Source organism: Streptomyces sp. NPDC034111, from assembly GCF_055575375.1.
Window position 1 is genome coordinate 358,021 of sequence record NZ_JBVIST010000007.1, and the last position, 12,227, is coordinate 370,247.

Annotated in this window: 12 protein-coding genes; 7 read left to right on the forward strand and 5 right to left on the reverse strand. The window is 71.8% G+C overall.

Going from position 1 to position 12,227, the window contains the following annotated elements:
* Window positions 1-178: 178 nt before the first annotated feature.
* The 7 genes from ACZ55A_RS19830 (at window position 179) to ACZ55A_RS19860 (ending at window position 6,877) form a co-directional block, all read left to right on the forward strand.
* The gene (locus ACZ55A_RS19830; RefSeq protein ID WP_468841493.1) at window positions 179-1,501 is read left to right on the forward strand and encodes a L,D-transpeptidase; all 1,323 of its coding nucleotides are present in this window, start codon (window positions 179-181) and stop codon (window positions 1,499-1,501) included.
* 197 nt (window positions 1,502-1,698) lie between these two features.
* Complete coding sequence (locus ACZ55A_RS19835) at window positions 1,699-2,949, forward strand: L,D-transpeptidase (protein ID WP_468841495.1); 1,251 nt, start codon at window positions 1,699-1,701, stop codon at window positions 2,947-2,949.
* Between the two features lie 87 nt (window positions 2,950-3,036).
* Window positions 3,037-3,804, forward strand: coding sequence for an enoyl-CoA hydratase/isomerase family protein (locus ACZ55A_RS19840; protein WP_468841497.1), 768 nt, complete (start codon window positions 3,037-3,039; stop codon window positions 3,802-3,804).
* A gap of 277 nt (window positions 3,805-4,081) precedes the next feature.
* On the forward strand, window positions 4,082-4,609 hold the full coding sequence (locus tag ACZ55A_RS19845) for an ATP-binding protein (RefSeq protein ID WP_468841499.1): 528 nt from the start codon (window positions 4,082-4,084) through the stop codon (window positions 4,607-4,609).
* Window positions 4,610-4,795: 186 nt separating this feature from the next.
* The gene (locus ACZ55A_RS19850; protein ID WP_468841501.1) at window positions 4,796-5,206 is read left to right on the forward strand and encodes a hypothetical protein; all 411 of its coding nucleotides are present in this window, start codon (window positions 4,796-4,798) and stop codon (window positions 5,204-5,206) included.
* Between the two features lie 55 nt (window positions 5,207-5,261).
* Window positions 5,262-6,038, forward strand: coding sequence for a DsbA family protein (locus ACZ55A_RS19855; RefSeq protein WP_468841503.1), 777 nt, complete (start codon window positions 5,262-5,264; stop codon window positions 6,036-6,038).
* Window positions 6,035-6,877 (forward strand): cytochrome c biogenesis CcdA family protein, encoded by an 843-nt coding sequence (locus ACZ55A_RS19860; protein WP_468841505.1) that lies wholly within the window; start codon window positions 6,035-6,037, stop codon window positions 6,875-6,877. Before ACZ55A_RS19855 ends, ACZ55A_RS19860 begins: the two co-directional genes overlap by 4 nt.
* A gap of 72 nt (window positions 6,878-6,949) precedes the next feature.
* Here the strand turns inward: ACZ55A_RS19860 and dgt are convergent, their stop codons facing one another.
* The 5 genes from dgt to ACZ55A_RS19885 all read right to left on the reverse strand — a co-directional run bounded on the left by dgt (window position 6,950) and on the right by ACZ55A_RS19885 (window position 12,216).
* On the reverse strand, window positions 6,950-8,275 hold the full coding sequence (gene dgt, locus ACZ55A_RS19865; RefSeq protein ID WP_468841507.1) for a dGTP triphosphohydrolase: 1,326 nt from the start codon (window positions 8,273-8,275) through the stop codon (window positions 6,950-6,952).
* A gap of 72 nt (window positions 8,276-8,347) precedes the next feature.
* A complete protein-coding gene (locus tag ACZ55A_RS19870) occupies window positions 8,348-8,701 on the reverse strand; it encodes a hypothetical protein (RefSeq protein ID WP_468841509.1) in 354 nt (117 codons plus the stop codon).
* 326 nt (window positions 8,702-9,027) lie between these two features.
* Window positions 9,028-9,858 carry an ammonia-dependent NAD(+) synthetase gene (gene nadE / locus ACZ55A_RS19875; RefSeq protein ID WP_468841511.1) on the reverse strand — a complete coding sequence of 277 codons (831 nt, stop codon included), beginning with the start codon at window positions 9,856-9,858 and terminating at the stop codon, window positions 9,028-9,030.
* A gap of 191 nt (window positions 9,859-10,049) precedes the next feature.
* Entirely contained in the window at window positions 10,050-10,604 is a 555-nt protein-coding gene (locus ACZ55A_RS19880) for a GH25 family lysozyme (protein WP_468841513.1), read from the reverse strand.
* Between the two features lie 367 nt (window positions 10,605-10,971).
* Window positions 10,972-12,216 carry a glycosyltransferase family 4 protein gene (locus tag ACZ55A_RS19885; protein ID WP_468841515.1) on the reverse strand — a complete coding sequence of 415 codons (1,245 nt, stop codon included), beginning with the start codon at window positions 12,214-12,216 and terminating at the stop codon, window positions 10,972-10,974.
* Window positions 12,217-12,227 lie beyond the last annotated feature (11 nt).

The window sequence follows — 12,227 nt, forward strand, 5'->3', positions numbered from 1 at the left end:
GTCCCGGCCGTGCGTGCGTCCCCGCCCTCCCCGTTGTTCTTCCCGCAACCGGGCGTTGGCTCACGTTGTCCCGCCGCCGGGGCTCATTGTTCGTCCATGCCCTTTCGGGGCCATACCGGTGACATTCCGTTACGCGCCATACCTCCCGACCCGGGTGCTATCCGTCACAATCCGGTATATGACCGCCCATCAGCAGGACCGAGCAGGGGACCGAGCGCAGCACCGCGGGGGCATCAGGGCGCGGGGCCGGGGGCCGGACCGCGCGCGGCGCCAGGCGGCGTGCCACCAGGACGGCGGGCGGGCGGCGCGCCGTCTCCGGGTCGCCCTCGCCGCGGTGGCCGGGCTCGCCGGGGCGGTGACGCTCACCGGCTGCGCGGACTCCGCCGTCTTCGACCCGGGCATCCCGCGCTCCCCGGAGGAGACGATCCAGGTCGTCCCGCACAACGGCGCGCACGGCGTACGGGGCGACGGCCGGTTCGAGATCCGGGTGCCGGAGGGCCGGCTGGAGCGGGTCGAGGTCAGCCGGACCGGCGCGGCCGGGCGCCGGCAGTCCGTCGCCGGCCGGATCTCACCGGACGGCCTGGTCTGGCGGCCGGCCCACCGCCCGCTCCACCTCGGCGCGAAGTACACCGTCGACGCGGTGGCACTGGACGGTGCGGGCCACCGCTCCGCCCGCCGTACGACCTTCACCACCGCCGCACCCGTCCACCGCCTCACCGCCCGCTTCTCGCCCCAGCGCGACGCCACCGTGGGCACCGGCCTGATCCTCTCGATGGTCTTCAACCGGCCGGTCGCCGACCGCGCCGCCGTCGAACGCGCCGTCAGGGTCGCCGCCCGGCCGCATGCCGAGGTCGCCGCCCACTGGTTCGGCCGCCGCCGCCTCGACTTCCGGCCCCGCGACCGCTGGCGGCCCGGCACCGAGATCACCGTGCAGCTGCGGCTGCGCGGGGTGAAGGCCGGACCGCACACCTACGGGACCCAGCACCGCACCGTCCGCTACCGGGTGGCCCGGGACCAGATCAGCATCATCGATGCCGCCCGGCACACCATGACGGTGCGGCGCGGCGGCCGGGTGGTGGCGGTGCTGCCCATCACCGCGGGCGACGCCGAGAACCCCACCTACAACGGGCGGATGGTGATCCTGGAGCGGCATTCGGTGACGCGGATGGACGGCGGCACCGTCGGCTTCGGCGGCGAGTACGACATCGCGGACGTCCCGCACGCCATGCGCCTGACGAGGTCCGGGACCTTTCTGCACGGCAACTACTGGGCGCCGCCTGAGGTCTTCGGCGGCCTGAACACCAGCCACGGCTGCGTGGGCCTCAAGGACGTCAGGGGCGGCGGCACCGGCACCCCGGCCGGCTGGTTCTTCGGCCAGTCGATCCTCGGCGACACCGTGGTGGTCCAGAACTCACCGGAGCGCACGGTCGCACCGGACAACGGCCTCGGTGGCTGGAACATGACCTGGGACCAGTGGCGGGCCGGCTCGGCCCTGCGCTGAGCCGGGGCGGTCACGGCGCCGTGGCGCACGGCCGCCCGCCCCCGGCGCCCCCGCGCCACCCTCGCACTTGGGACTAAACGGTGACATTCGCGGGGAGTTGACTGTCACCGCGGTGTGGTTATCTAACGGCAAGCGCGCGGCTGTCCGCAGACGCGTGCCGGCGACCGCGGGCCGTGCGAGGGGAAAAGGGGCCAATCGTGAACGTCCAGCCGATTCGGGGGGTGCCGGCTCGCCGGCGTCGGTGGCCGCACCGGGGCCGAGGGGGCCGGGGCCCGCTCGCGTTGCTCCTCGGCGCGACGCTGCTGCTGGTCAGCGGGTGCGGCGGCGATGACGGGGAGGACGGCAAGCCGGCCGGCAAGGCGGGTGGCGAGAAGGCCGCCTCGCAGGCCGCCGTGACGATAGCGCCCAAGGACGGGGCGGACGACGTCGCCACCAGCGGTGCCCTCAAGGTGACCGCCCAGAAGGGCCGGCTGAAGTCCGTCAAGGTCAAGGACGGCAAGGGCAACGAGGTCGACGGGAAGATATCCGGCAACGGCGCCCTGTGGCAGCCGAGCGGTCATCTGGGCGCCTCGACGCACTACACCGTCGACGCGGTCGCGGTGGACGGCCAGGGCCGGGAGGCCGCCGAGCACTCCGCGTTCACCACGCTCGTCCCCAAGAACACCTTCATCGGCCAGTACAGCCCGGAGAACGGCCAGCAGGTCGGCGTCGGGATGCCGGTCTCGATCCACTTCACCCGCGGCATCACGGACCCCAAGGCCGTCGAGGACGCCATCAAAGTCACGGCGAAACCGTCGGTCCCGATAGAGGGCCACTGGTTCGGCAACGACCGGCTCGACTTCCGCCCGGAGAAGTACTGGGCGCCCGGCACCAAGGTCACCCTCAGGCTCGACCTCAACGGCGTCGAGGGCCGGCCCGGCGTCTACGGCACCCAGGCCAAGGAAGTCTCCTTCACCGTCGGCCGCAGCCAGGTGAGCACGGTCGACGCCAAGTCGAAGCAGATGACCGTGGTCCGCGACGGCAAGAAGATCAAGACCATCCCGATCACTTCCGGCGCCCCCGGCACCGAGACGTACAACGGCACGATGGTCATCAGCGAGAAGCACCCGGTGACGCGGATGAACGGCGATACGGTCGGCTTCGGCGGCGAGTACGACATCAAGGACGTCCCGCACGCGATGCGGCTGAGCACGTCCGGCACCTTCATCCACGGCAACTACTGGTCAGGGCGCCCGACGTTCGGCACCCGCAACGCCAGCCACGGCTGTGTGGGCCTGTTCGACTCGCGCGGCGGCGGTGACGGCTCCACCCCGGCGGCGTGGTTCTTCCGCAACTCGCTCATCGGCGATGTGGTCATCGTCAAGAACTCGCACGACGAAACGATCCAGCCGGACAACGGGTTCAGCGACTGGAACCTGTCCTGGGAGCAGTGGAAGGCCGCGCAGTAGCGACGGCGGCCGGAAGACGACCGGACCCGGTGCACTGTGACACAGCGCACCGGGTCCGCCGTCGTTAACGCGTACTAACCTTCCGGCATGACTGTGAATCTCGAGGTCGCCGACGGCGTCGGCACCATCCGCCTGGACCGCCCGCCGATGAACGCACTGGACATCGCCACCCAGGACCGGCTGCGCGAGCTCGCCGAAGAGGTCACCCGCCGCGACGAGGTGCGCGCCGTCGTCGTATGGGGCGGCGAGAAGGTGTTCGCGGCCGGTGCGGACATCAAGGAAATGCAGGCCATGGACCATGCGGCCATGGTCGTCCGGTCCAAGGCGCTCCAGGACTCGTTCACCGCCGTGGCCCGGATCCCCAAGCCGGTGGTCGCCGCGATCACCGGATATGCGCTGGGCGGGGGCTGCGAGTTGGCGCTCTGTGCCGACTTCCGGATCGCGGCGGACAACGCCAAGCTCGGCCAGCCGGAGATCCTGCTGGGCCTGATCCCGGGCGCCGGCGGCACCCAGCGGCTGGCGCGGCTGGTGGGTCCGTCCAAGGCCAAGGACCTGATCTTCACCGGCCGGCAGGTCAAGGCCGAGGAGGCGCTGGCCATCGGACTGGTCGACCGGGTGGTGCCGGCCGCGGAGGTCCATGAGCAGGCGCACGCCTGGGCGGCCCGGCTGGCGGCCGGCCCCGCGCTTGCGCTGCGGGCCGCGAAGGAGTCCGTCGACGCCGGCCTGGAGACCGACATCGACACCGGCCTGACGGTTGAACGCAACTGGTTCGCGGGGCTGTTCGCGACCGAGGACCGGGAGACCGGGATGCGCAGTTTCGTCGAGGAGGGGCCGGGCAAGGCCAAGTTCCGCTGAAACAGCTGGTGTTGACGGGACCTATGAGGTTTGACCGGGGTCCGATGCCTCGTGTGGGCGAATCGCCGATGACTTAATTGTGCCTTAAGGCAACCTTGTTGGCCCGCCCGGCCGGCCTCTTCGTACGCCGGGTGTCGTCGCAGGTCAGTCGCGGCATCCCGGAACCTTAACTGCCTTTGGCATATGTCCCGCCGGGGGTCTGGAACCGACGATTCCGGGCAAAGGATTCCGTTGGTTCCGCCCCCGTGACCGCCAAGTAGCAGCCATGATGGGGGGCATGGCGGGCCTCGAAGGAATGGAGCAGCCGCGGCCGCGGAGCGATCCGGCCGCCACACGATGGGGCATCCCCGGTGCGGACAGAAGCCCCGCTCCGGCTCCCCGCGGACCGGCGTCCGCGGCGCTCGATCTGGTCGGTGATCCCACTCTCGGCGAGGTCCGGCTGCCGTCCCGTCCCCAGTCCGCCGGCATCGCCCGCCGGCTGACCGCCTCGGTACTCCTGAAACAGTGGTCCCTCACCCCCCAGCTCACCGAGCACGCCGTGCTGCTCGTCTCCGAACTCGTCGGCAACGCCGTACGCCACACCGGCGCCCGCACCTTCGGACTGCGGATGCTCCGCCGCCGTGGCTGGATCCGCATCGAGGTGCGCGACCCGTCCCGCGGCCTGCCCTGTCTCATGCCCGTCCAGGCGATGGACACCAGCGGCCGCGGTCTCTTCCTCGTCGACAAGCTCTCCGACCGCTGGGGCGTGGACCTGCTGCCGCGCGGCAAGACGAGCTGGTTCGAGATGCGGGTCACCGACCGCTGAGCCGTGTCGGCGGCCGGGACCTGCGGTTCCTCCCCCCCCGCCGTGTTGGCCGGCCACGCGGCCACCCGACCGGGGCAGGCACCCGACGGGCCGCCGCTCGCCGAGCGACGGTGGGTGCGCGGGGCGGGCAAGGACGGTCCGTAGGATGGGCTGTTCATGCTCGCGGCAGATACGGGAAGGAGGGGCATGCACCAGGTGCGCCGGCCGGCGGTGATGCTGCTGCTCCTTCTCACCGTGGCCTTCGGGCCGCTGCTGTGCCGGAGCGGGGGCGACCCGGCCAGGGTGCCCGGCCCGGCCGTGCCCGCCGTGGGCGAGAGCGCACGGACGGCCGTGGTGCAGGGCGGCCGGCAGGCCGAGGCCAACCGCCCCGTCGAGGTGGTCGCCGCGCCCAAGCGGTGCTCGGACCGGCATGCCCCCGGCCCTCAGGAGTCCGCCCCGCTGCCCACACCGCACCGCGGTGAGCCCCTGGCGCCCGCCACCACCGGCGCCGGGCCGCTCGCAGCCGACCTGCCGGCGCAGTTCGCGCTCGCCAGGCCGCCGACCGACAGCGCCGCCGCCATCGACCACACCGCGCTCCTGCCCGTACTGCGGATATAGGCCGGCGCCCGCACGCGCCCTGCCTGATACCCCTCCGTACGTCTGGAGCTTTCGCATGCCCACTTCCGCCTCTCCCACCCGCAAACTGGCCGCCATCGGCGCGGTCATCGCCCTTGTCGTCGCCGTGATCGCGGTCGGCATCGCCGTCGGCAAGGCCGTCGAGGGCGGCCGGGACACCGGCCGCACCGGCGAGCCGGAGGCCGCCGCCTCCGTCGGGGCCGAGAACGACCCCGCACAGCAGAAGTTGTACGACGACCTCGCCCGGCAGACCAGCCGCCGCCAGGACGGCGACCCGCTGGCCGTGGGGAAGAAGGACGCCCCCGTGGTGCTGGTCGAGTACGCCGACTACCAGTGCTCGTTCTGCGGGCGCTTCACCCGTGAGACCCAGCCCGAGCTGATCAAGAAGTACGTCGATGCGGGCACCCTGCGCATCGAGTTCCGCAACTTCCCCGTCTTCGGCGCCCACTCCGAGCGGGCCGCCCGCGCCTCCTGGGCCGCCGGCCGGCAGGGCAAATTCTGGCAGCTGCACGATGTGCTGTACGCCAAGACCCGTAAGGGCGGCGCACTGGCCGAGGACAAGCTGGTCGAAATGGCCCGCACCAGCGGCGTGACCGACCTCGACAGGTTCCGTGCGGACCTCAAGAGCGCGGACGCCGAGCGGGCGCTGAAGAAGGACCAGGACGAGGGCTACCGGCTCGGGGTGCAGTCCACGCCGTCCTTCCTGGTCAACGGCCGGCCGGTGGCCGGGGCCCAGCCCACCGAGGTCTTCGCGCAGGCCATCGAGGACGCGGCGGCGAAGGCGGGTGCGAAGGCCGCGGGGGGCAAGAAGTGACGACCGACATCGGCTACCTCGCGGCGTTTCTCGGCGGGACGCTCGCCCTGGTCAGCCCGTGCAGCGCACTGCTGCTGCCGGCGTTCTTCGCGTACTCCCTGGCGAGCCCCGGCCGGCTGCTGGCCCGCACCGGCGTGTTCTACCTGGGGCTGGCCACGACCCTGGTGCCGCTCGGCGCGGCCAGTACGGCGGCCAGCCGGCTGTTCAACGGCCACCGCGAGCTGCTGGTCGCGGTCGGCGGCTGGGTCGTCATCGCGATGGGCCTCGCCCAGATCCTGGGCCTGGGCTTCGCCTCCCGGCGCGCCCAGTCCGCGGCCGCCCGGATCACCCCGCGCTCGGCGGTCTCCACCTTCCTGCTCGGCTGTGTCTACGGCCTCGCGGGATTCTGCGCAGGACCGATCCTCGGCGCGGTGCTGACCGTGACGGCGGTCAGCGGGAATCCGGTGTACGGGGCCTCGATGCTCGCCGTGTACGCGCTGGGCATGGCGCTGCCCCTGTTCGTCCTCGCGCTGCTGTGGGACCGCTTCCGGCTCGGCAGCCGCGGCTGGCTGCGGGGCCGTGAACTCACCCTCGGCAGGCTGCGGTTGCACACCACCTCGCTGCTGTCCGGGGTGTTCTTCATCGGCATCGGCGTCCTCTTCCTGCGCTTCAACGGGACCAGCGCGCTGCCCGGAATCCTCGACGCGGACGCCGAATTCCGGGTCGAGGAGTGGGCCACCCGGATCGGGGCCGGCGTACCGGACTACGTACTGGTCGCGGTGGGCGCCCTGATCGTGGCCGGGGTGCTGGGACGGATCGCCCTGCGGCCGGAGAAGCGGCGGGGCGACGGGGCGGAGTAGCCGCCCGGCACGGGGACGCGCAGGACCGGGCGGGGCGGGCCGGAAGACCCGCCCCGCCGGCCTCCGGACCCCTCAGAGCCACACGTTGTCGTTCACCGAGCCCAGACCCGTCCCCGACAGCCGCCGGTGCAGCGCCAGCGCCTGGTCCTCGGTGAGCGAGGCGACATGGTCGGCCGCGGCGCGCAGCGGGTCGCCGTGCAGCGCCAGTTCCTCGGCGCGGTCCGGCGGCAGCAGCTCGGGTGCGTCATGGGTCCAGCGCAGCAGCTGGCTGACGATCCGTCGCTTGCCGTGCTGCTGAGTGGCGAGCGCGGGCCGGTCGATGACGTAGCACCACACCAGCTCCTTGAGGAGATCGCAGGCGGCCCGGCGGTCCTCCGGGATCACCAGCCGCGCCCCGTACCGGATCGCCGCGGTACCGCCCACCTCCAGCTCGATGCCCCGGGTGAAGTACGAGATCAGGTCGGCGGTGCGGCGGTTGACCGCGACCGCGTCCTCATGGCTGCCGCTGTACGGGGCGGGCACCGCCAGCCGCTTGCCGATGTCCGCCATCATCACCAGCGCCGCCTCGCGCTCGAAGGGCTCACCCGCGCGCGCCCGCTTGGCCTGCACATAGTCCAGGAAGCGGCGGGTCTCCCGTTCGGTGTCACCGCCCGCGGAACCGTCCGGCGGGAAGAGCGCGGCCAGCGGGATCAGGCCCGTACGGTAGAAGTCCTCCACGTCATGGCAGGCGTAGGTGACATCGTCCGCCCAGTCCATCACCTGCTCCTCGACCGGTACGGCGGTGTCGTCGCGGCCGGCCCGCACCCAGGAGAACGCCTCCCGGTCGGCGACGTAGACGCCCCACTTCACATGCCGCGCCGGATCCTGGTCGACCGGCGCGCGCTCCCACGGGTACTTGGTGGCGGCGTCCAGACAGGCGCGGGTCAGATGCAGTCCGCGGTGGCCCGGGTATTTGTGGGCGGCGAGGAAGGTCAGCACCCGCAGGGTCTGGGCATTTCCCTCGAAGCTGTCCAGCACCCCGTCCGCGAAGTGCAGTTCGTCCATCGTGGCGCGCAGCGCCAGCTCGCCGGCGTGTCCGAAGGGCGGATGGCCGATGTCGTGCGCCATGCACGCCGCCTCGACGAGGGCCGGGTTCGGACCGCCGTACTTGCGCTCCAGCCGCTCCGCCATCCGGCGGCCGAGCTGGGCGACCTTCATCGAGTGCGTCAGCCGGGTGTGGTACGCGCCCAGCTCGGCGCTCGCCACCACCTGGCTCTTGCCGGCCAGCGCCCGCCACTGCGTCGAGTACAGGATCCGGTCCACGTCGTGCTCGAATCCGGACCGCTGCCCGTCGTCGGAGACCCGTCGGCGCAGGGAGTGCTGTTCGAGATCCTCATCGCTGTATCTGGCAGGTCGCATGCGCGGATGGTAGTCCGCTCCCGCTCCGGCCCCGGTAAGTGTCCAGGCCCGTCCGGTGCTCGGATCAGGGCCTCAGGCGCTGAGTGGGCGACGCCAGCGGGGGTGTGGGCGGGCGTGCGGCCGTACATGCGGATGGTGGGCGTCGGCCCGGCGCCGGCGGTCGTTGCACAGCAGGCACTTGCCGTAGCCCGGCGGGAGGGGGTCCTCCGGGTCGCCGTACAGCGGGTCGACCGCGCCGTGCGGATGGAGGGCGCAGCCGGTCGGGCCGGTCTCGGCGCCCAGTGAGCCGGCGGCGGTCAGCGCCTGGCGGAGGACGTCGACGAGCCGGTCCGCATCGTGCCGGGTCGGCGCGGATTGCAGAGTACGGGCGAGGTCGGAGGCGGTGGTCAGCGCGGTCTGGAGTTCGCGCAGGTTTGCGTAACCCATGTCCCGGAGCGTAGGCGGCCCCACTGACAGTTGATCTTCCGATCGGACTTCGCGGCTTCCCATGGCCGGATGCATGCCCGCTCCCGCCCACGATTTAGCACCGGGAGGGTGACTGTCCTCTTGCGGAAGCGTGACATGCGGGGTTCGGCTCTCCCGGCGGGGGTCGGTCCCCTTCCACCGGGGGGGCGGCTCCCCTCCGCCGGGATTCGGCTCCCCTCCGCCGGGGTTCGGCTCCCCGTACCGGGGCGGCTCCCCCCACCCGCGAACCCACCCCCCGCCCCCTCCCCCGGAGGGGGAGGGGGCGGGGGAGAGCTACGAAGGCCGGCTCACGGCGCGATCGGCAGGGCCCGCTTGTGCTCGGTGAAGCGGTAGCGGCGGACGATCGCCTGGAAGGCGGTGGCCTCGACCGGCTTGCCCTCCAGGAAGTCGTCGATCTGGTCGTAGCTCACACCGAGCGCGACCTCGTCGGGCTTGCCCGGGTCGAGCGTCTCCAGGTCGGCCGTCGGCACCTTGGTGACCAGCTCCTGCGGGGCGCCCAGCACCGCCGCCACCGCGCGCACCCGGCGCTTGGTGAGCCCGGTCAGCGGCACCACGTCCGCCGCGCCGTCACCGAACTTGGTGAAGAAGCCGGAGACCGCCTCGGCCGCGTGGTCGGTGCCCACGACCAGACCGTCGTGCGCTCCGGCGACCGCGTACTGCGCGATCATGCGCTGCCGCGCCTTGATGTTGCCCTGGACGAAGTCCTGGTGGTGCGCGTCGCGGAAGGTGAGCCCGCCGTCCAGCACGGACTGGAGCGCCGCATCGCTCGCCGGGCGGATGTCGACGGTCAGCTCCCGGTCGGCCCGGATGAACTCCAGCGCCCGCTGGGCGTCCTTCTCGTCCGCCTGGACGCCGTAGGGCAGCCGCATCGCGTAGAACGTCGCGTCGTGCCCGGTGGCGCGGGCCCGCTCCACGGCGAGCTGGCAGAGCCGGCCGGTGGTCGTGGAGTCGACGCCGCCGCTGATCCCCAGCACGAGCGAGCGCAGGCCCGTGGAGGTCAGCCGCTCTGTGAGGAAGGCCACCCGGCGCTCGATCTCCTGCTCGGCGTCGAAGGACGCGGTCACCTGGAGATCCCGGGCGATCTCCTGTTGCAGGGCCTTGGACGCCGGGTCGGTCACGGCTGCTCCTCTTGGTTCTCTCGCTGCACCGTATGGTGCTCTTCGCGGCTTTTGTCACGGCGTTCGCCGCGGTATGTGCCGCGGCGTGTCGCGGTGGTGTCACAGGCTGTTCCCGGGGCGTGTACGCAGGGTGCGTCGTGGGCGTACGCGCGGTTCCCGGAGGCATGACATCCGCGTGCCGGTAGGAAACCTTATGCCGGGTGCGCCCATTTCTTGAGGGCGGCCTTGCTGGAGAAGTCCGCGACGTCCTTGTCCAGTGGTCGGTCCGTGTACTGGTGGATGCGCCACTTCGCCTTGATCCGCGGATGCCCGGCGGAGACGTAGTCGGCGATCCACAGGCCGTCGGCCGCGTAGGACGTGGTGTCGTGGTGGAGCCAGAAATCGCGGTTGCAGTAGAGCATCACGCGGTGCGTGGGGCGCAGCTTCTTCACCGCGACCAGGAACTGGTCCTTCTGCGCATTACTCGCATATGTCCCCTCGCCGGTGCGCTCCCAGTCGCACGCCAGGATGTCGCCCTGGACCGAGGCGCACTTCTCGACGAAATACCGCGCCTGGGCGGCGATATTTCCGGGCCAGAGAAAGTGGTAGAAACCGACCACGCAGCCTGCTTTACGGGCCTTTGCCGCCTGCGCGTTCTGGTGCGGATTGATGTAGGAGCGGCCTTCGGTCGCCTTGACGAAAACGAAGTCCAGCCCCTCGGCGGAATACGAGGAGTTGTAGGAGCTGACATCGACACCGTGCAGCATGAACGGCCTCCTGCCGATCGGACCTGCGGATTCGAAGCGCCAACTGCTCGAACGGGCAACAGCGTTGAAACGTGTTCCGGTGGTGCTCGCGTTCCGGTGTGTTCCTGTGTTCTGCGTGCCTGCGTTACTGCGTACCTGCGTCACGTTGCCGGCCGGGGCTCTCGGCGGCGATGCGTTCCGTATGCGCCCTGCGTTCCCTGCGTCACCGTGCGATATGACGGTGTGTCGGTTCGTTCCAGCAGTTCAGCATGTCCGGTACCGGAGACGCCAGATACGGGTCGGGAAGTTCCTTGAGAGGCGGTCCTGTTGAAGGCCGCACAACTCGGCGGGCCGCCGTACGGAACGGCCGCCCCGCGGCATGCCCGCCCTAACGCGGACGAGTTCCCCGCAGAGTTCCCGGCAGCGTCCGCCGCAGCAGCCGGCGCGCGCGGGCCCGGGCCCGGCCCAGGGAACGACGGCCGGCGCGGCCGATGCGGGTCGAGCGGAGCTCCTGGAAGAGGAGTTGGTAGCGCTCGGCGATGGGTTCCGGGTCGTAGCGGTGCGCGCTCTCCAGCGCGGCCCCGGCCATCCTCCGGCGGCGCCCGGGGTCCTCGATGAGGTCGAGCAGACCGGTGGCCAGCGCCTGCCCGTCGCCGGCCGGCACCAGCAGTCCGTTCCTGCCGTCGTCGATGATCTCGGCCGGGCCCAGCGGGCAGTTGGTGCTCACGACGGGCACCCCGCAGCGCATCGCCTCGACGAGCGTCATGCCGAACGACTCGGCGTCCGAGGCCGAGGCCACGATCGATGCCTTGGCGAACTCCGCCTCGATCGGCGACCGGGGGCCGGTCAGCTCCGCGTGTCCGTCGAGTCCGAGCTCGTCGATCAGCTCCTGGAGCCGTGCGCGTTCGGCGCCGCCGCCGTGTATGCGCAGCCGCCAGTCGGGGTGCTTGTCGGCGACCGTGGAGAACGCCTCGATGAGCAGGTCGAAGCGCTTGCCGCGGACCAGCCGCCCGGCCGCGGCGATCACCTTCGAGGTGCCCTCGGACGGCGGCCCGGCCGGGGCGGGCACGATGTTGGGCACCGCCAGTACCCGGACGCCCGGCAGCGGCATCCGTGCGCGGTAGACGGCGGCGTCCGCCTCGGTCGTGGTGACCAGGGCGTCCAGCGTCCGGTAATGGCGGGCGAGTTCGGCGCGCAGCCGCTTGCCGTGCGCATCGTGACGCAGATGCTCCTGCGCGATCCGCAGCGCCCGGCGGGGGCCGAAGCGGGCCAGGTAGACGTTGATGCCGGGCCGGGTGCCGATCAGTACGTCCGCGTCCGTGCCGCGCAGGAACTCCGCGGCGCGCAGGTCGATCAGCCGGCTGTACTGGTCGTACCGCTGCTCGGCGAGCGGGAAGTCCCGTGCGGGCTCGCCGAAGAGCGGATCCGCCATGTCCGCGCTGCCGACCCGGGTGTCCACCAGGGGGATCAGCCGCACCCGGGGGTCCACGGTGAACCGGGGGACCTCGCGGTGCCGCATCATCGACACGATCTCGACCTCGTGCCGGTCGGCGAGCGCGGCGGCGAGGTTGAGGGTGGTGCGGATGGTGCCGCCGATGGCGTAGGCGTTGTGCAGCAGGAGGGTGATCTTCATACGGTGCGGCG